Source organism: Bartonella rattaustraliani AUST/NH4 (assembly GCF_000312565.1).
Taxonomy (GTDB): Bacteria; Pseudomonadota; Alphaproteobacteria; order Rhizobiales; family Rhizobiaceae; genus Bartonella; species Bartonella rattaustraliani.
On record NZ_CALW02000025.1, the window covers coordinates 1 to 18,738 of the forward strand.

Consider the following 18,738-nt stretch of genomic DNA (forward strand, 5'->3'; position numbering starts at 1 on the left):
GTCCGCAACTCCCGCAAGCACATACCCACCATGCATGCACCCGAGACCATCACTGCGCTGCTGCAAAACTCCAGCATTGCCGCCCAAAACCGCAAGCACATGCCCACTACGCTCGCACCCGAAACCGTCACCCTGTTGTGGCAAAACTCCAGCATTGCCGCCCACAAAAGACTTTTTACGCCTCCTCAGTTCTTGCTTCCACCCCTCAACACCCTTTTGGAAACGCTGGTATCGCATCTGATAAGTTTCAACCTGATCATTCAGTGTATGACCTGTCATAATAAGTGAGGCGCCTTGTTTTTGCGCTTCTTGAAACAAAAGATCATAACGTGCAACACGGGCACTTAAAGCGATACACGTTTTTGGCTTTTCCCCTTCCCATCGCACAATGACATGTTTAATGCGATGCGCACGACAAATTTCTGCAACTTTTTCCGCCTCACGTGCTGATTCTTGACGCAATTGATGATCAATGGTAACAGCAATGATTTCTGGAGGAAAAGAGAGAGTTTTCAAATAATCTTTGACCAAAAAGAGCAAAGCTAAAGAATCACCCCCCCCTGAAACTGCAAGCATCACTTTCTCACACTGGATAAAATCCGATATTTGAAAGAGATCTCCTGCGAGCCTAATGTGCACGATGAACAGCTCCACCCTTCTTTAAAGGTTTACAAAAGGCAAATGCGAGCGTGTCATGTTTTGATTTTTTTGCAAAGGCTTTCTTACAAACCTCTTTATTCTGATCAAGAGCAACCATACACATTGCTAATTTCAGCAAAACTTCAGAAGTGTAGAGTTTCTTTTTATCTATATACCATGCAGTCAAATAAACTTGTGCTGCTTCATGATAACGCTTTTGTCCCAACAAGGATTCCGCCAACCAAAACAAAACATCATCACTTAAAGGATCTTTTTTATAACGATGTTGAAAAGCGCAAAACGTTTTTTCAGCTTCAGCATAATTGGCAGCAAGGATAAAATCATAACCTTTTTTATACAAGACCTTAGAAGAAAGAAGAGGATCCTCTTTCTCCTGACTCAATTCCGCACGATTGCTTTTTTCATGTATTTTCTCTAAACGCTCCTGCGTTTTCTGCAAATGGCTTTCATAATCATGGCTTCCTGCCTCAGCAATCGTTTTTTGGTTATCTTGCGTGTTATGTGTCTGAACCGCTTCTTCCTGTGCCACCTGCAAGTTTTCATCTAAAGTCGCACTCTCGGCAGCACAAGAATAAACAGAAGAATGTTCTTTATCAAAAAGCTGGTGGAATTGCTTTTGAACACCCTGTAGGTTGTTTTTCTCAAGAACTATGCGTATGTTATGCAAAAGTTTATCCAAATCATAATCTTTAAACAAAGTATTCTGATTCTCTAAGATAAACTCTCGGCTATGAATCATCCCCTGAAATGAGAGAGCACTCGCATCATCCACATAAATTTTCTCCACAACTGCATCAGAAGCTTTACTCATCACGCCCGAATCCCCTTCTGAACCACCGGTTGCTTTTTCTACAACAGAACCAGCTGCCTTATTCACCGCATCAACTGCTTTGTCTACAACCTCAGAAGCTTTATTCACGACATCAGACACCCCTTCTGATTCACCGGTTGCTTTTTCTACAACAGAACCAGCTGCCTTATTCACCGCATCAACTGCTTTGTCTACAACCTCAGAAGCTTTATTCACGGCATCAGAAGCCCTCTCCGCAGTAGCAGGCGCTTGATCTGCAGCATCAGGCGCCTTATCCGTAACATGAGGAGCCTTGTCATCAGTAGAATACTGAGAAGCCTTTCGTGCTGCACTCTGCGCAGATGATGTAAAACAAGCTACGAGCACTGCCAGACAAAAGAAAATTTTCCAATTTTTACGATACATCCACATGCTTTCCTTCCCTCAAGCGTCAATCTCAATCCGTAGCATCAGGTATCTGATCTATAGCATCAAGCGTCTGATCTACAGTATCAGGGGATTGATCTGCGGTATCAGGTGTCTGATCCGCAGCATCAAGCGTCTGATCTACAGTATCAGGGGATTGATCTGCGGTATCAGGTGTCTGATCTACAGCATCAGGGGCTTGATCTGCGGTATCAGGTGTCTTGTCTGCAGCATGAGGAACCTTGTCATCAGTAGAATACTGAGAAGCCTTTCGTGCTGCACTCTGCGCAGATGATGTAAAACAAGCTACGAGCACTGCTAAACAAAAGAAAATTTTCCAATTTTTACGATACATCCACATGCTCTCCTTCCCTCAAAAGTCAATCTTATAATTTACTTATAATTTAAACAAACCATTTGTTTTTTCAATGAACATTCATTGACGAACAACTGTCACCGCACGTCGATTTTGGTTCCAGCAAGAAATATCATCACACACTGCTACTGGTCTTTCTTTCCCGTAAGAAATTGTTTGAATCCGCTGTGCAGACACACCAAGAGAAATCAAATAATTACGCACAGCAACAGCACGACGTTGTCCAAGCGCCAAATTATATTCACGTGTTCCCCGCTCATCAGCATGACCTTCGATCATAATAGAATAATAAGGATAACGAAGCAACCATTCTGCTTGACGCATTAAAACACGTGCAGCGTCAGGCTTAATTGAGGAAGAATCAAGACTAAAGAAAATACGGTCACCAACATTAACCGTAAACTCTTTCCCCGAACCTTCCATAATCTGAGAACCACCAGCGCTATTGAAGTAAGAGCCATTCATACCGTTGAGAGCACCAACATTTCTTTTGTCACAACCAACCAAAGACAATGAAAAAAAGAGAACAACAACGAAAGGATGAAAGATATTTTTTATAGAGCGCATAGAGCGATTCTCCTTATAAATTGGGAGTTGAAAAAACTATTTTTCCAACAACACTTTAAAAATTAAATGTTAATTCCTCATGAAGACATAATATTCTCTCTATTCTCTTACTTTTTCTGCCATCACTTTAAATCCACACTGTTTTTCACACGCAGCTTCTCGCATCCCAACGAAAAACTGCGCTTGTTCTTGACCGTGCATTATTCTGTTTCTGCATCACTATCCTGACGGTCTTTTTGCAAAGAGTTTAACTTTGCAAAAACTTTATCGGCATCAAAGTTCTTGTTAAGATCATCTTTCCCCTCACCTTCTTCATGCAACGCAATATTTTCTGTCACCGAAGCGGGAAGCAAAGATGCATCTTCCTCTGTAGAAACAGGACGATTTTTTGCAGCCCGCTGGAGTTCAAAGTCGAAATCAATTTGTGAACAAAGCCCCAACCCCACAGGATCAAGAGGCACCAAGTTCGCACTATTCCAATGAGTTCTCAAGCGAATTTGTTCAATGGTTGCTTTTGTTGTTCCAATAAGGCGTGCAATCTGTGCATCTTTCAATTCAGGATGATTCATCACCAACCACAAAATACCATTGGGGCGATCTTGGCGTCGAGAAAGAGGGATATAACGTGCGCCTTTACGTTTTTTTTCTGGAATGCGAACCTTGGACTCGGAAATTTTTAAGCGTGCATTTTGATCAGCCTCCACACGCGCAATTTCACTGCGTGTCAATTGCCCAGAGTTAATAGGGTTTAACCCCTTAATACCATGAGCAGCTTCACCATCGGCAATAGCTTTCACTTCTAACACATGCAATTTACAAAACTCTGCAATCTGATCAAAAGAAAGCGCTGTATTATCAACCAACCAAACAGCTGTTGCTTTGGGCATCAAAAGTTGCGTTGCCATCTTTATAATATCCTCTTAAATTTGCCTCTTTTTAAGGTTTGCCTTTATTGAAGGCTGATTATCGCTCGTATTTGAGCACGGGGGTCTTTTGATATGTCAGGCACCCTTTACCCACTTTGGATAGGTGAGAGAGACATGGAATAAACCATTTTTGCCATAAAATTACATTCTGTTATAACCTGATTTTTGACAAACGACAAGAGAGCTATCTTTCAATGACCCTCAAGTGAGTCTCTTTACCTTTGAGATGAATTTTCTTATAAAGAATTTATTCGATAACTTCACCTCATATTGCAGCACATTTCATTTTGGTGGAATTCGTGTTGTATTGCCTTAAACTTAAGGCGCCCCGATTGAAAGGAAAGCCCTCAAACTGGAAGGAAGACTATGGCAGGCCATTCACAATTTAAAAATATTATGCACCGTAAAGGGCGCCAAGATGCAATGCGCTCGAAAATATTTTCTAAGCTTGCACGCGAAATTACAGTTGCAGCCAAACAAGGTTCCCCTGATCCAGCGATGAATCCACGCCTAAGATTGGCGGTTCAGAATGCTAAGGCACAATCAATGCCAAAAGATAACATTGAACGCGCCATTAAGAAAGCCTCAGGGGGGGATGTCGAAAATTATGATGAAGTGCGCTATGAAGGATATGGTCCAGGGGGTGTTGCAGTAATTGTGGAAGCTTTAACCGATAACCGCAACCGGACTGCTTCCAACGTGCGGGCAGCTTTTACCAAATCAGGTGGAGCCCTAGGAGAAACGGGATCCGTGAGCTTTATGTTTCATCGGATCGGTGAGATCATCTATAAACCAGAAGCAGGAACAGCAGACAGCATCATGGAAGCCGCCATCGAAGCGGGCGCCGAAGATGTGCAATCAGACGAGACCGAACACCATATCATCTGCGCGTTTGAAAATATTGGTGAAGTTTCTAAAATACTTGAAGCAAAACTTGGGGAAGCAGAATCCATCAAAACGATTTGGAAGACCGCAACCCTTGCACCCATAGATGAAGAAAAAGCAGTATCCGTTTTACGGCTTATTTCAACATTAGAAGAAGATGATGATGTGCAAAATGTTTATGCTAATTTTGATGTCAGTGATGAAATTTTAGCAAAACTCTCTGTATAATCTCCATGAAATCACCGCATAAAATAGGCGCAACATAAGTTAAGTTTGAAATGAGAAAAGCTTACAATCTTCCGCGCTATGATTCAAAGTGAATAACAATAAATAATCTTTATAAATCAACATATTAATGCATAATCATATTGAGAGGTTCGTATGAGCTTTAAAGTTCTTTCTCAAACCCTTTATTCCTCTATTAATCCCATTTGTAAAGTATTTTGATTGGCCACAAGCGCTGACATATTAAAGATGTAAGAGAATAATTTTATCTATCGTCAAAGGCATTTTAAATGATGCATTACCCCTATCAGTTTATGTGTGCATTTTAGAGGGTGCGAAAGATGAAGGATCGGAACCTTTTCGTGTAGAAAAAAAGAGGCTCTCATGGAAGAGAGCACACACAATGATGATTTTATGGGGATTGTTTTATAGAGATTATTTTATGCACTTGGTTTGTATAGCATAAGCGGGATGAGCATGATGGTAAAACCAGAGAAAATCCGCAACAAGTTCTTTGTAAAACTTGAAAGGCGGATTTTTCCTTAAAAGAATACTTATTTATGCGATAATGCTGAAGAAAGTGTTCTGGTTTGCTCCCGGAGGAGTGACAGCATGTTGACGAGCGCGTTGATTAGCGTAAAGTTTGGAAATTCAAGCCTTCCCAGGCCAACCCACTATCCATTCATCAAAAAAGCGCTTATAACGTTTGGTTTGTAACATGCGCTTTGTAACGTTCAACGAGGTGCGGTTTGAATACAAAATATTGATTCATAATGATTTTTTATCGTTTCTCACCTTGAATCATAGCCCCGAAGATTGTTTGTAAGATTCTCTCATCTCAAATCACTTTATGTTGAATCAATTTTATTCACTTAAGCTTTACGCCATAAGCGGGGTTGGCATAGGGGTAAAAAGTACAGAGGAAAGAGGGAAAATGCCTCTCATAAACCGCCTTCAGCAGGGGCTGTCGCAACACCTATGCGTTGGTCAATATACCATGAGCCGGTCAAGAGGATCATAGTGCCGACTTGTCATAACACCATAAGCTGATAAAGAGAATAACAGTGCTGGTTTGTGAAGAGGTAGCTGAAAAAACTCAAGCTCTCAAACAGATCCTTTCCACTGTGTTTCAAGGAAGCGTATTGCTTTCTGGAGAGTAATCTGATGAAGAAACAGGAGGATAATCGGTTAGCGACGGCGCATTAATCTGTCATCAATGCTTTGAGCGCTTTGCCTTGGAAAATGAACTTTTTCTGAATCGATAGGCATTACACACCGCTGCCTTGAAAGCATGGGCTGAAAAAGATGAAAATATTGCTGCAATTCTCAAACAGATCCTTTCCGCTGTATTTCAAGGAAGTGTATTGCTTTCTGGAGAGTAATCTGATGAAAAAACAGGAGGATAATCGGTTAGCGACGGCGCATTAATCTGTCATCAATGCTTTGAGCGCTTTGCCTTGGAAAATGAACTTTTTCTGAATCGATAGGCATTACACGCCTCTGCCTTGAAAGCATGGACTGGAAAAGATGAAAAGATTGCTGCTGCACAAGAAGCTTTTTGTTACCGTGCACGTATGAACCATTTAGCTGCTTTGGGGAAATGGACAAAAGATCCGAAGAGGATAAAAGACCTAGAAAAATCTCTCTCCTAAAAAAGAGAAGACACCGTGTTTAGAGAAAGCATGTTGAGAGGTTCTGTGTGTTGCGTTTAGAGATTATGGGAGCGGCGTGGATAAATTATGTGCATTGTTGCTCTGAGAATCGCTTTTCTTTCTTGAGAGAAATCTTGTTTCGTGACAGCTTCTCTTGCTTCCTATCATTACGGTTTACACAAGCATTAAGCAGCTTTCATTTTTCTTCATTCTATGCAAAAGCCCCGCTTGTAAAAGACAACACATTGATTTATAATGATAAATCATCGTTATCCAACTTGAATCATGCCCCCGAATATTGTAAGATTCTCTCATTTCAAATCACTTCATATTGAATCAATTTTATTCATTTAGCTTTATGCCATAAGGGGGGGTAGATGGGTAAAAATTATAGAGGAAAGGAGGGAAAATGCCTCTCATAAACCGCCTTCAGCAGGGGCTGGCGCAACATTGGGAGCTATATAATGATGGTGCCGGCTTGTACCTTCATAAGCGTAAAGATGGTGGCGCTCAGTGGCTTTATCGTTATACAATTCACGGGCGCCGTCGTGAAATGGGCTTAGGTTCCCTAAGACATGTCTCTTTAAAACAAGCCCGTGAACATGCAACACGGTGGCGTTCTGTTTTACATGAGGATCGTGCCCCCATTAATAAAGCGGGGCACTCTCATTTTTTATTTTTTATAAAATCTCAAATCGCAAATGCTGTTAAACTGCACTTGCTCACTCTTTTAAAACAGATCAATTGCTTCTCGTGTACAATCCACTCATCAGGAAACAAACCTTCACTGAGACTTGATCGAGTATTTGCCCTTGATGGTCAGAGGTAAATCTTTAAAGTCCAAGACTGCCAAAACGATTTTTGAATTTAGAAACACGACCACCACGATCAACAAGTGTTTGCGCCCCACCGGTCCACGCTGGATGGGTTCTTGGATCGATATCTAGATTAAGAACGCCCCCTTCCTTTCCCCAAGTGGAGCGGGTTGTATATTGGGTCCCATCCGTCATAACAACGGTAATTTTGTGATAGTTGGGATGAATATTCGCTTTCATGCGTCAAAACCTTTTGCATTTACAGAACAAAATGGCACTTTTTTAAGTGCACTTCCTTTGTCTTTTTGATAAATTAAGTAAATTACTCTTTCTATAACTGAGCATGCATCAAAAAACAAGTGTTCAAGATATATCATTATATCAACAACAGTTATAGAAGATTGTATTATGTTTTATAGATAACCCAATTGAATGAGCGAAATTTTATGCATCTCTTTAAAAAGTCAGAAAAATCCACAAAGTCTTCCATCTCTTCCCTTGCGACTTTTGGTCCTTATTTTGTACGCTATCGTTGGTTGTTTATCTTTGCCTTTTTTGCCTTGTCTGTTGCGGCCCTTGTGACACTGGCTTTGCCCGTTGCTATCCGACAAATGCTTGATCATGGTTTTTCCACTTCAAGCCATGGCCATATCAATTTTTATTTTGGTATTTTATTTGTCTTAGCCTTGTTTCTCGCACTTGCTTCTGCTTGCCGTTATTATTGTGTCATCACTTTGGGGGAACGGATCGTTGCCGATTTACGACGTGACGTTTTTGCGCATATCATGAAACTTTCCCCTGCTTTTTTTGATAAATCCCATTCTGGTGAACTTGTTTCACGGCTTTTAACCGATACAACACAAATAAAACTCGCCGTTGGATCAACAGCTTCTACGGCTTTGCGTCATCTGATTGTGGTGATTGGAGCAATCGTGATGATGATTATCACGAATGCCAAATTATCTTTGCTGGCTTTGCTTGCTATCCCCTTTGTTGCAATTCCGTTGGTTGTCTTTGGGCGCAAAGTTCGGGCACGTACACGTGCCGCGCAAGACCGTCTGGCTGATGCCAATGCTTTGGCAACAGAACAGGTTAGTGCTATTCGCACGGTGCAAGCCTTTACCGCTGAAAAACTTGTTTCTAAGCATCTTTCACAGTTGGTAGAACGCGCCTTTCAAACAGCACGTGCTTCTGTGATCTTGCGTTCCTTTTTTACTGGATTTGCAATCTTTCTCGTTTTCGGCAGTGTGGTAGCTGTTTTATGGATTGGCTCCCGAGATGTCTTGAATGGTACTATGACAGGGGGCACATTAGGGCAATTTGTTCTCTACGCCGTTTTTGGAGCTTCAACCTTTGCACAATTATCAGAATTGGGTGCAGAACTTATGCAAGCTGCAGGAGCGGCTGAACGGCTTGCCGAATTGTTGCAAGAGACCCCCACTATTTTAAGCCCTAAAGTACCATTAGGGTTGGCAAAACCTGTTCAGGGTGCCATTGCTTTTGATCAGGTTGATTTTACCTATCCCTCCAGACCAGAAGGAAAGGTTTTGAACGCGCTTTCTTTTTCTGTCAAAGCGGGGGAAACTGTCGCTTTTGTTGGGGCGTCTGGAGCCGGGAAAAGCACACTCTTTTCTTTGATCCTTCGTTTTTATGACCCAACAAGCGGAAAAATTCGCTTTGATGGAGTGGAGATTGATCGCCTTTCTTTGCAAGATTTACGAAGCGCAATTTCCTATGTTCCACAAGAGGTCGCTATTTTTGATGGAACGGTACGCGATAATATTCTTTTTGGTACAGAAAATATCCATGAAGAACAGGTTATCGCTGCGGCTAAAGCCGCAAATGCACTCGAATTTATCGAAACTTTACCTAAGGGCTTTGATACACAAGTGGGAGAACGCGGCACTATGCTTTCTGGGGGGCAAAAACAACGCATTGGTATTGCCCGCGCGATTTTAAGAAATGCACCTTTGTTACTGCTTGATGAGGCAACCTCCGCTTTAGATGCAAATAGTGAAAAGTTGGTACAAGATGCTCTAGAAGGATTAATGCAAAATCGAACAACGCTGGTCATTGCGCACCGTTTAGCAACAATTTTAAAAGCGGATCGCATTCTCGTGATGGATAAAGGTGTTCTTGTTGAAGAAGGAACACATGCAGAACTCATCGCACAAAATGGAGTCTACGCGTATCTCGCTAAATTACAATTTGCCCCTGAACATTGAGTATCATCAATGAGAAGCATTGTCATCAATACAAAAACATTCTCATGCGAAAAATACCAATTTGAGGAATTTTGTGATCAACAATTTAAAGAGAGTGCATTTTTCTTTGATACATAATATATTGATTTATAAGGATAGTTTATCGTTATTCTCCTTGAAGCATAATCTCGAACATTGTAAGTTTCTTCTCTTTCAAATCTCTTTACATTGAATCAATTGACTTGTTTGTACGCTATAAGCGGTATTGGCATGTGGATAAAATTAGTGAAAAATGGAAGAAAAATGGCTCTTATGAACTGCTTGCATGCAAGGGTTGTCACAATACCCATGGGCTGATCAATATAGCATGCGCTGGTAAAGAAAATGAGGGTGTCAACTTTTACACAACACCATACACTTGTAAAGAGAATGACGATGATGGTTTTGCCTTTATTATAAGCGTGAAGATGATGGCGCTCAAAAAACTGCAGTAGAATGGATTTATCATTCTATAATTCATGCACAGCGTCACGAAATGAATTGAGGAGTTCTAAGAGATATCTCTTAAAAACAAGCCCGTGAAGAAGAAGTGCCATGGAAAATTTTTATAGGAATGCCGTAGATATTGTGTTTCAGAACGATAATGTCTCTTCATAGAGAAAGTTTTGTTTGATTTGCGCTTTCTTTTTCATCATCTCAATATCTATTTGAATTGATTTGTAAATATAAATCATCAACTTTATGGTGAAACAAACATATGGATAGTGCAATGCTTTTTCTTTCACATTCTATCAGAAACCATGCAGTAAAATCTCTTCAAATGTAGTTCATTTGCGGGCGTGCAGTATAGCCTGCAGATGTGCGATATGGCGTGCGGTACGGACTGCGGGCGTACGATACAGCAATGTGATTGAGGTAAAGAATGCTCGTGAGAAGTCGAGAACAATGAGCTATAAAATATTTAATGCAAGAATGATCACAGCATGTTGGTTACTAACAATGATCTTTGTTTTGTCTGTTGGATGAGAGCTTCTAAAATCATAAGATTTTCTTATTTCAAACCTGTGTATGGTGAACCAATAAAAATATGTTTCTAGCATATACCAAGTGGGGAAGTCCCGTATGCCATAAAACATTTGAGAAAGAACATTGCTCTTATGAATCCTCTCAAGTTTCAAGAGCTGTAGCAACATTGGAGGGTAGCAAAATGTATGAGGGTGTGGCTTGCGGAAAAAGAGCCGATAAATAGACTGAGAGATGCTTTTTATCAATTTTACAAAACTAAAGTGAGCACGCAGCCATGTTGTTTGTGTGAGGCTTTTGAATCCTCTGAACCAATATATCGCGGGCGTGCATTTTAAGAGCTATAAGGCTTTTCTTTAAACTGCATAAAGCACAAGAGCAGTACGATTAAATACAAATTGTTTTATTTTTCCAATAAAAATATCTATATTTTGTTTATTATTTTCATAAAAATAGAATATATAGTAAACTATGAGTTCGTTATACACATATTGATACAATATGAAGGAATCGATAAAAGAGCTGCGTTAAATGTTGGTGAGGATAAAAGAGAGCAAGAATGAGCAATCATGATATTTCCATAGTTATAGCAGGAATAATTATAATAGGGCGCATAATTTACGGCCTTTGGAAGATAATAGAGAAGGACTATAAGCCAGGATTCAAAGATACAATTTTATTCATTATCATACTCGGTGTGTTTTGGTTTTGCGAATTTTCAGCGAATACTTTGTTAATCGTGGCAATTATAGCATTTTTTATGGAAAGTTTAACGCTGACATGGGCAAATTATCAGAACAAGCAATTAAGTGAACAACTTAAACAGGTTGCGCAATTACTGCAGCTAAAAGATCGAGAGTGTGCGATATATCAAAATATTATTGCAGAAAGGGAACAAAGGCTTGTTGAAAAAACGCAAAAAATATCGCCAAAATGGATTAAACAATGGGATGAAGAAGTAAAAAACTGGGAAAGAGATTTACTGGAGATAAAAAATCCTGAAGATTGGCTCTCTTCTGAATCCAGCGGACAATGGCCTTTGATGGTAAGAGATATTTGTAGGCAAGGATCTGGAGCGTGGTTTTTGTATGAAACGGCGCTGAAAAAAGAACTGACTGATGAGCATATCAAAAAAATAAATGTGTTTATAATCACTTTTAAGGAAACTTATCTCAAAGCAGTGCGATTGATGAAAAAGAATGGGATCACTTTGCAAAAGTTTGTCGATCCCCTTACGAGAAAAAAGCGATATAAACATACAATGTTGTCGCTTCATTGGTGTTTATATATGGTTGATAATATGATTACGGCTGAATATGAACAGCAACAAAAAGATAAAGCTTCAGGGCACTATGAAGAGTTAGCATCTCAGGAAATCTATTTTAAAGACATACCTAAATATACAGAACATGAAACGCTAGAAGAGGTACTATCTTACTTGGGGCCGTATAGTATGCCTCACGAAGCTCGATTACTATGCATTTGTAAAGAAAGGCTTCTATTATTATTGTATGATATTTCCAGTGATTATAAAGCGGCAAGAGAAACTTTTATTTACTATAAGCAGCTTATTGATACGGTGAAAGAAGGATATATGGCCTTTGATCAAGATTATCGTTACCTCATGGTTAGAAGTGATATTAATGCTTGTAGAAAGAAAGATAACGAAAAGAAAAAGGGGGGGCATATTGATGAAGAGACTCCAACATTTGAAAAAGCCTATAAATTAGGAGTCATAGAATGGATGAAGTGGTCAAGTAAGAAATGTAATAATCAATTGATCTTTTGGGAAGAGCTTTTCGAAATAGGAAATTCAAAAGAAAAATTAAAAATCATTTTCGGTGATGAAAAGGTAAATGCACTGGAAGAGGCTATCCAAAAAGATCGAGAACAGTTCGCGAACAAATTTCAGGAAGCAATTCTCGAGAACAAAAATGTGCATTATTATGAGTCCCGTGCGTATTTGATCCAGTATTTGGAATAATGCTTAAAAAAAGGAGAGGCTGGTAACAATTATATCAATGAGTATATTAATGAAAATTTGCATAATTACGTATTTTTGTGAAAAGAAGTGAAATGCAATGAGAGGCATAGGCAGCAACTCTCAAAAAAGAAAGGGATTTTTAGAGTCAATCTTTTGCGTGCAGTGTGAAGGTGATCTCTCAAGAGAAGAAGGAGAGGTTTTTTCCTCAGCTGTGGTTTTCGCTTTTGAGAGCGTTTTGCTGTTATGATATTTTTTGTTATTTCATTTGTTTTCAGGGGAAATTGAGGAAACAACAGCGTCAATAATACTTACATAAGCTGTAACTGTCTTTTGAAAGGCTGATGAAAAACGAATTTATTGTTTTCGATGATGTTTTGCAACCATTTCATTCGCTCATTTTCTATCGTTTTTGTAAAGAAAATTAAAAACTCTCTCTTCACATTGTTTTTAAAATTGTGCGGATCTTTAAAAGGCTGTGAGAAAATGCCTTTTTGGAGTGTTTTTCTAACTTGGTGTGAATATGCTCATTGCTAGCAATGATATTTTTTTACGAAAGATATCGTCGCCACCGTCTTTATCACTCACAAATCCACCAGCCTCACGAACCATCAGTATTCCAGCAGCCATATCCCAAATTTGCAGATTATCTTCCCAAAATCCATCGGTTCTTCCAGCCGCAATAAGCTAAATCAAGAGCGTCAGCCTCAAAACGGCGAAGTTTTGTGGCTTCTATCATCATATTGCGCAATTTGATAAGAGATAGATTGTGTAATAAGAAATATTCAGACGAGAGCGCTCATATTGCCTTTTATCCCCTTCCCTTTTTGAAACTTCAAGGTGAGAGCTAAAATGCCTTTTTTGAGGGTTCTTTCTCATTACAGGCAAACATACTCAAAGCTAGAGCTCATATTTTCCGCAAGATATCTGCATTATCACTAATTGACGCATTTAATTTAGCAGTACAACTTGCCTCTTTCATCAAACATTCAGCTGCAAGAAATATCTCACTCCATAAAATTCTGCAGCAAAACACAGAACTATGCAGCAATCTTCCTTGCATCTTTTAAAGATCAAATGCCTTTTTTGAGAGTTCTTTCTCATTACAGGCAAATATGCTCAAAGCCAGAGCTCATATTTTCCGCAAAACATCTGCATTATCACCAGTTGACGCATTTAATTTAGCAGTACAACTTGCCTCTTTCCTCGAACATTCAAGAAATATCTCACTCCATAAAACTCTGCAGTAAAACACAGAACTATGCAGCAATCTTCCTTGCATCTTTTAAAGATCAAATGCCTTTTTTGAAGGTTCTTTCTCATTGCAGGCAAACATGCTCAAAGCCAGAGCTCATATTTTCCGCAAAACATCTGCATTATCACCAGTTTACGCGTTTGATTTAGCAGTACAACTTGCCTCTTTCATCACACAATCAGCTGCAAGAGATATCTCATTACACAAAACCATGCAGTAAAACACAGGACTATGCAGCAATCTTCCTTGCATCTTTTGAAGATCAAATGCCTTTTTTGAGAGTTCTTTCTAACTTGGTGCGAATATGCTCATTGCTAGCGATGATATTTTTTTTACGGAAGATATCGTCGCCACCGTCTTTATCACTCACAAATCCACCAGCCTCACGAACCATCAGTATTCCAGCAGCCATATCCCAAATTTGCAGGTTATCTTCCCAATATCCATCGGCTCGACCAGCCGCAACATAAGCTAAATCAAGAGCAGCAGACCCAAAACGGCGCAGTCCAGCAACTTCTGCCATGACATTGCGCAATTCAATCAAATATTTGCCATGATCTGGGTGCCCCAAATGGGGCATGCCGGTGGCAATAACACAATCTTCCAATCTCTTTCGTGCAGAAACACGACAGCGCCTATCATTAAAGAAAGCACCTCCACCACGTTCAGCTGTGAAAAGCTCATCATTAACAGGATTATAAATCACACCCGCAACGATTTTTCCCTGGCTTTCTAAAGCAATGGAAACAGCAAAAAAAGGAATGCCATGAAGAAAATTTGTTGTGCCATCCAAGGGATCAACAATAAAACGATGTTGAGAATCCTCCCCAATAATTTCTTCCGATTCTTCCATCAGAAAACCAAATTTGGGGCGTGCTTTGCTCAGTTCATTGAAAATAATTTTTTCCGCTTTGCGATCTGCTTGGCTTACATAGTGGGCTGGCCCTTTCAAAGACACTTGCAAATTCTGCACCTCGCCATAATCACGCACCAGCGAGCGTCCAGCTTTCATTGCAGCTTGCACCATGACATTCATGATTGCAGAATGTGCCATCTTTTCTTCCTTTATTTATCCTTTATCATTTGCACGACGCAAATAAACCAACTCGTTGGTATCGACAATGACACGCTCACCAGCATTAATAAAAGGTGGTACAAGAATGCGAATGCCATTTTCAAGAATTGCAGGCTTGTACGAGGCGGTGACTGTTTGTCCCTTAAGGGCAGGATCAGCTTCCGCAATTTCTACAGTCACCTGATCAGGAAGTGATATGCCGATTGGTTTTTCTTGATAAAGTTCAACCGTCACAGTCATCCCATCTTGAAGAAAAGCAGCGCGTTCACCAACAAAATCTTTTTGCAATTCGAGCTGTTCATAGGATTGTGAATCCATAAAAATGAGAACATCACCTTGTTGATAAAGAAAGATAAAATCTTTTTGTTCAAGGCGCACTCTTTCAACCGTTTCAGACGCACGAAAGCGTTCATTGAGCTTTGTCCCATCAATCAAATTTTTCATTTCAACTTGATTAAATGCGCCACCCTTTCCTGGTTTTACAGCATTGCATTTAACCGCCACCCACAAACTTCCTTGATGTTCGATCACATTGCCGGGTCGAATTTCATTGCCATTAATCTTCATCGTCTCTATCCAGTTCCATTCTTGCAAAAAAAATTTTCGTCTTTACGACTTTTCCTCCTCATTTTGCCTTTGCACTGCATTCTTTAAATATTGTTTTTACCGGTGCATTTCCGTGTTGTTTTTACAAAAGGTTCTCCTATGGCTTTTACAATGTTCTTTGCTGCCCTTATGGTTTGGTTTTTTCATAGCTTTAAAAAAAAGAAAAGCCCAGTATTACAAAAAAGTTCAATTATTATAAAAAAAATCCAGCGAAAGGATCTCTCACAAAGAATTTTTCGCTCTTCTTACTTTTTTATTCTTTGCAAGACCATAAAAAAAGTGAAGACGCAAGCATTTTAAAAATTTGCACAAAGATTTCTTTTGGAATTTCTTCAAGGATTCCTTGTATTTCTTTTGAGATTTTGGAAAATTTTTTGAGACTTTGAGGGAAATGAATCCCATTTTATCATGGAATATCATCATTTAGAACAATGAAAGAGGTTTCATAAAACCTTGTGATATTTCTATGACAGTGCGTGGTGAGTATGTGAAGACGGAACTTGTCCGGATAATCCTGTGTCATGAACACCATGAAATGGGAAGCGCAATGAATCCCGTTCTGAAAAGCCAGCTTGTTTGCTAACAAGATCGGGAAGAGATTTCTTTCCGTTGAGGTGTGTAAGGCAAGAACAGAATATGATGTGCCCTACCCTATAGTATGATATGAGCTTGCGTTCTCATCAGCGATGAGCTGCAGAATGGCTCTTTGCTTTATCGAAGTGAGTGTTCTAAATCTTTTGAGCAACAGATATTCCTCTATGCTGGAGATAACTTCATCGTGAGGAGAGAGGGCATGTTGTTTCGTGATGACATCTGCATAAAAAAAGGAAACGGGAACATTCAAAATATCGGAAATTTCCTTTAACCGTCCCGCGCTAACACGGTTTAAGCCTTTTTCATATTTTTGAATTTGTTGAAAGCTTATCCCTAAAGCATGCCCTAAGGCTTTTTGAGACATCTTTAGCATTTGTCGTCTCAAGCGAATTTTTTTGCCGACAAAAAGATCAATATTAAGATTTTGAGATTGCATTGTTCCCCACCGGTTGCGAGCGCCCTCGCATAAGTATTCCGGGAGCTTGAAAATACTGACCTCGAATCAGCTTCTTTTGCTTTTAGTGCTAGAGAGCACCTGGACATAGCAAAATCTCCCGGAATTCCGGGATCCCCACAAAGTGGGGTAAATTTATGTACGAGGTTTTGGGTTTTCAAGACCCTATTGGTCGTTGCGTATGCGACCAAAACACCTTTTGATTCATAAAGGAATTTCAGAAAATTTACAATAAAAAATAGTCTTTAATGAGAAGTGGTGTTTTTCTCATGAAAGAAATAAAGTACCCCAAAATGGAGAGTCTTTGAATAGAGAGGATAGCTTAGTGTCTCATGAAGTGAATCGTGTGAAATGGCTGCTCAAGAGGCATTTTGAGAGGTTGAATTGTTTACAGATGATTGTTTAGCGGTGTGAGGTTAAGGTCTTTTTTTTCGAAGTGTGGGAGATAAGCTAAATGTTTAAAATTGATCCTCGCTCTTTAAAATTCTTTCTTTTCTTTAAGAGCGTGGGGGTAATTTCCTTACCATTCTATTCTTTTTCTCTCTTGAAAATCTCATGGTAAAAAAGCATACACTGTTGAAAAAATATTGTTAGCTGTGTGAAATAACATTTTGGTTATATTTTTCTCTACGATTAACATCGAGTAAGAATATGACATGTTCTCCACTAAAAACAAAATTTGGATTGATAAAATACCACCCTTTGCGGATATGTTTGGCAATTATCTTGGCGTCTTCTAGCTCTGCCAAGCCACGTGAAAATGTTGATAATGATAGAGATAATGTATGTTTTTGAGGGGAGTGTTTTTTCTGATTGAGAAAATCTTTTAAAACAAAGCCATCTAAAGGTATAGGATCTTTACAGATCGTCTTATTTTTAAATATCCACGCTAATATTTCAAAAGCCTTTACACCAGATGAACCAAGCTTGTAAAATAGCCCAATCTGAGAAACGCGTTGTTTTGTAAACTGTCTACACTCAAGATCTTCCTGAATCATAGGAACGGTTTTTTCATCTTCTGAATAAGGGGGGTTTTCTTTCAGTATAGATTCCCCTTTAATAGAGGGGTGCGCATCTCCAAATGGTTTTTGTACTTCAAATGGATTTTTTGCACAGCGGATGGTTTGCTTTCTCTGTTTAGCTAATGTATGAATTGTCATTTAAATAATAATACAATTGTCAGTTTGGTAGCGAGTTTTAATGAGATGTAACATTTAACGAAATTTATGTCAATAATTTTCTTCTTTAGAAAGCAGGAAAAATATAAAAATTATTTCTTTTTGTATTTGATAGTTTGTTACAAGAGTGAAATTGCTGCCTAAAAATTCTTGGTGGACAGTTATAATGAACGATATTAATTTGCGAAAGTTAGAGTACTCGCCTATAAAAAATCCATTTCTTAATAAACATCAAATACGCATTTGTGGTAAAACTATCACAACAAATGTTGAACACCAAGAATTTAACAATCCCAATACACATGAAGCTGTTAGCATAATTTTGTCTCATATTGCTGAGGAAGAAGTTGAAGAAATTGTAAAAACAGATGAAAAATATTTTGTGGAAACATTTATTGAAAATGTTCGAAAAACTTTTAATCTAACCCGTACGGGATATCGTATTTTCATAGAGGTTTTTCAAATATATCAATCTACTCAATTAACAGATAGTATTGCTTTAGCTTGGCTTAATGGTGGTTTAAATGGTGAAAAGTCTGATATGACTGACAGGACATTTCACAATGGCTTAAAAGAACTCATAGCTAAAGGTTTTTTAAAACCAAAATTGCGTAATCAGTATTGGGTTAATCCTGCGCTTTTCTTCAAAGGTGATCAATCTGTCGCATTCATACGAAAATATGAACTAAAACTATCTGCTTCTCATGAAAATCTTCCAAACGATGAATAAAAAATGATTTTGAAGGTTGTATAAAATAGAAGAGCTTCTGTAAGGTTTTGAGCTTTTTGCGTTTTTTAAATTTCACACAGTGTAAAGAGTCGTTTTAGCAGCTCGAAAGCGTTTCGATAGAGGAGGAAAGGTATGAATATACGTAAAGAGTATTCTTCGGTTGTTTACGTTTTAAAGCTTGCGCTCAATCCTCATTTGTTGGCATATTTAACCGAATACACGGCGCGCACTTACACCAGCTATTTTAAGCTAAACTAAGTGAGGACGCTCATAGCGATTTTCCCATTTAAAACCCTAGAAAATGCTATACGAGGCA

Annotated in this window: 16 protein-coding genes and 3 pseudogenes; 8 read left to right on the forward strand and 11 right to left on the reverse strand. The window is 39.1% G+C overall.

Features of this window, described 5'->3' with window-relative positions; translation table 11 throughout:
• The 5 genes from tilS to BN67_RS03705 form a co-directional block, all read right to left on the reverse strand.
• Window positions 1-639, reverse strand: a 639-nt coding sequence (gene tilS, locus BN67_RS03680; RefSeq protein ID WP_019222789.1) for a tRNA lysidine(34) synthetase TilS, incomplete at its 3' end; no start/stop codon positions are given.
• Window positions 629-1,876, reverse strand: coding sequence for a tetratricopeptide repeat protein (locus BN67_RS03685; protein WP_019222790.1), 1,248 nt, complete (start codon window positions 1,874-1,876; stop codon window positions 629-631). The genes tilS and BN67_RS03685, both read right to left, overlap by 11 nt.
• A gap of 31 nt (window positions 1,877-1,907) precedes the next feature.
• Window positions 1,908-2,231 (reverse strand): hypothetical protein, encoded by a 324-nt coding sequence (locus tag BN67_RS03690; RefSeq protein WP_019222791.1) that lies wholly within the window; start codon window positions 2,229-2,231, stop codon window positions 1,908-1,910.
• A gap of 81 nt (window positions 2,232-2,312) precedes the next feature.
• Window positions 2,313-2,819, reverse strand: coding sequence for a peptidoglycan-associated lipoprotein Pal (pal, locus tag BN67_RS12590; RefSeq protein ID WP_019222792.1), 507 nt, complete (start codon window positions 2,817-2,819; stop codon window positions 2,313-2,315).
• Window positions 2,820-3,019: 200 nt separating this feature from the next.
• Window positions 3,020-3,724: a DUF1013 domain-containing protein gene (locus BN67_RS03705; protein ID WP_019222794.1), complete on the reverse strand. Its 705-nt coding sequence runs from the start codon at window positions 3,722-3,724 to the stop codon at window positions 3,020-3,022.
• Between the two features lie 387 nt (window positions 3,725-4,111).
• On the opposite strand from BN67_RS03705, the gene BN67_RS03710 reads away from it, so the two are divergent.
• From BN67_RS03710 to BN67_RS14770, 3 genes and pseudogenes are all read left to right on the forward strand, one after another.
• Window positions 4,112-4,858 (forward strand): YebC/PmpR family DNA-binding transcriptional regulator, encoded by a 747-nt coding sequence (locus tag BN67_RS03710; RefSeq protein ID WP_019222795.1) that lies wholly within the window; start codon window positions 4,112-4,114, stop codon window positions 4,856-4,858.
• Window positions 4,859-6,283: 1,425 nt separating this feature from the next.
• Window positions 6,284-6,507 (forward strand): annotated as a pseudogene (locus BN67_RS14080) (class I fructose-bisphosphate aldolase); the annotation flags it as partial.
• Between the two features lie 409 nt (window positions 6,508-6,916).
• Window positions 6,917-7,162 (forward strand): annotated as a pseudogene (locus BN67_RS14770) (Arm DNA-binding domain-containing protein); the annotation flags it as partial.
• A 178-nt stretch (window positions 7,163-7,340) separates the two neighbouring features.
• Here BN67_RS14770 and rpmE read toward each other — a convergent pair.
• Window positions 7,341-7,562, reverse strand: coding sequence for a 50S ribosomal protein L31 (gene rpmE, locus BN67_RS03735; RefSeq protein WP_019222800.1), 222 nt, complete (start codon window positions 7,560-7,562; stop codon window positions 7,341-7,343).
• 206 nt (window positions 7,563-7,768) lie between these two features.
• Between rpmE and BN67_RS03745 the strand changes: the two genes are divergently transcribed.
• The 3 genes from BN67_RS03745 to BN67_RS03760 all read left to right on the forward strand — a co-directional run bounded on the left by BN67_RS03745 (window position 7,769) and on the right by BN67_RS03760 (window position 12,533).
• Complete coding sequence (locus BN67_RS03745; protein WP_019222802.1) at window positions 7,769-9,547, forward strand: ABC transporter transmembrane domain-containing protein; 1,779 nt, start codon at window positions 7,769-7,771, stop codon at window positions 9,545-9,547.
• 251 nt (window positions 9,548-9,798) lie between these two features.
• Window positions 9,799-10,020: a hypothetical protein gene (locus tag BN67_RS03750; RefSeq protein WP_026088151.1), complete on the forward strand. Its 222-nt coding sequence runs from the start codon at window positions 9,799-9,801 to the stop codon at window positions 10,018-10,020.
• A gap of 1,088 nt (window positions 10,021-11,108) precedes the next feature.
• Window positions 11,109-12,533: a hypothetical protein gene (locus tag BN67_RS03760; RefSeq protein ID WP_019222805.1), complete on the forward strand. Its 1,425-nt coding sequence runs from the start codon at window positions 11,109-11,111 to the stop codon at window positions 12,531-12,533.
• A gap of 436 nt (window positions 12,534-12,969) precedes the next feature.
• Here BN67_RS03760 and BN67_RS13505 read toward each other — a convergent pair.
• Window positions 12,970-13,302: pseudogene (locus tag BN67_RS13505) on the reverse strand (inositol monophosphatase family protein); the annotation flags it as partial.
• A 562-nt stretch (window positions 13,303-13,864) separates the two neighbouring features.
• Here BN67_RS13505 and BN67_RS14085 point away from each other — a divergent pair.
• The gene (locus tag BN67_RS14085) at window positions 13,865-14,005 is read left to right on the forward strand and encodes a hypothetical protein (RefSeq protein WP_156791625.1); all 141 of its coding nucleotides are present in this window, start codon (window positions 13,865-13,867) and stop codon (window positions 14,003-14,005) included.
• 42 nt (window positions 14,006-14,047) lie between these two features.
• Here the strand turns inward: BN67_RS14085 and BN67_RS03775 are convergent, their stop codons facing one another.
• The 4 genes from BN67_RS03775 to BN67_RS03795 all read right to left on the reverse strand — a co-directional run bounded on the left by BN67_RS03775 (window position 14,048) and on the right by BN67_RS03795 (window position 17,674).
• Window positions 14,048-14,839, reverse strand: coding sequence for an inositol monophosphatase family protein (locus BN67_RS03775; protein WP_019222807.1), 792 nt, complete (start codon window positions 14,837-14,839; stop codon window positions 14,048-14,050).
• 15 nt (window positions 14,840-14,854) lie between these two features.
• Window positions 14,855-15,427, reverse strand: coding sequence for an elongation factor P (efp, locus tag BN67_RS03780; protein WP_019222808.1), 573 nt, complete (start codon window positions 15,425-15,427; stop codon window positions 14,855-14,857).
• A gap of 685 nt (window positions 15,428-16,112) precedes the next feature.
• Window positions 16,113-16,496: a helix-turn-helix domain-containing protein gene (locus BN67_RS03790; protein ID WP_019222810.1), complete on the reverse strand. Its 384-nt coding sequence runs from the start codon at window positions 16,494-16,496 to the stop codon at window positions 16,113-16,115.
• Window positions 16,497-17,104: 608 nt separating this feature from the next.
• On the reverse strand, window positions 17,105-17,674 hold the full coding sequence (locus BN67_RS03795; RefSeq protein WP_019222811.1) for a hypothetical protein: 570 nt from the start codon (window positions 17,672-17,674) through the stop codon (window positions 17,105-17,107).
• Window positions 17,675-17,858: 184 nt separating this feature from the next.
• On the opposite strand from BN67_RS03795, the gene BN67_RS03800 reads away from it, so the two are divergent.
• Window positions 17,859-18,422, forward strand: a complete 564-nt coding sequence (locus tag BN67_RS03800) for a hypothetical protein (RefSeq protein WP_026088152.1) — start codon at window positions 17,859-17,861, stop codon at window positions 18,420-18,422.
• The last annotated feature ends 316 nt before the right edge of the window (window positions 18,423-18,738 follow it).

Excerpts from the sequence above, each read along its gene's own strand:
- BN67_RS03685 (WP_019222790.1), bottom strand. The coding sequence starts at position 1,876 with ATGTATCGTAAAAATTGGAAAATTTTCTTTTGTCTGGCAGTGCTCGTA.
- BN67_RS03690 (WP_019222791.1), bottom strand. The coding sequence starts at position 2,231 with ATGTATCGTAAAAATTGGAAAATTTTCTTTTGTTTAGCAGTGCTCGTA.
- pal (WP_019222792.1), bottom strand. The coding sequence starts at position 2,819 with ATGCGCTCTATAAAAAATATCTTTCATCCTTTCGTTGTTGTTCTCTTT.
- BN67_RS03705 (WP_019222794.1), bottom strand. The coding sequence starts at position 3,724 with ATGGCAACGCAACTTTTGATGCCCAAAGCAACAGCTGTTTGGTTGGTT.
- BN67_RS03710 (WP_019222795.1), top strand. The coding sequence starts at position 4,112 with ATGGCAGGCCATTCACAATTTAAAAATATTATGCACCGTAAAGGGCGC.
- rpmE (WP_019222800.1), bottom strand. The coding sequence starts at position 7,562 with ATGAAAGCGAATATTCATCCCAACTATCACAAAATTACCGTTGTTATG.
- BN67_RS03745 (WP_019222802.1), top strand. The coding sequence starts at position 7,769 with ATGCATCTCTTTAAAAAGTCAGAAAAATCCACAAAGTCTTCCATCTCT.
- BN67_RS03760 (WP_019222805.1), top strand. The coding sequence starts at position 11,109 with ATGAGCAATCATGATATTTCCATAGTTATAGCAGGAATAATTATAATA.
- BN67_RS14085 (WP_156791625.1), top strand. The coding sequence starts at position 13,865 with ATGCTCAAAGCCAGAGCTCATATTTTCCGCAAAACATCTGCATTATCA.
- BN67_RS03775 (WP_019222807.1), bottom strand. The coding sequence starts at position 14,839 with ATGGCACATTCTGCAATCATGAATGTCATGGTGCAAGCTGCAATGAAA.
- efp (WP_019222808.1), bottom strand. The coding sequence starts at position 15,427 with ATGAAGATTAATGGCAATGAAATTCGACCCGGCAATGTGATCGAACAT.
- BN67_RS03790 (WP_019222810.1), bottom strand. The coding sequence starts at position 16,496 with ATGCAATCTCAAAATCTTAATATTGATCTTTTTGTCGGCAAAAAAATT.
- BN67_RS03795 (WP_019222811.1), bottom strand. The coding sequence starts at position 17,674 with ATGACAATTCATACATTAGCTAAACAGAGAAAGCAAACCATCCGCTGT.
- BN67_RS03800 (WP_026088152.1), top strand. The coding sequence starts at position 17,859 with ATGAACGATATTAATTTGCGAAAGTTAGAGTACTCGCCTATAAAAAAT.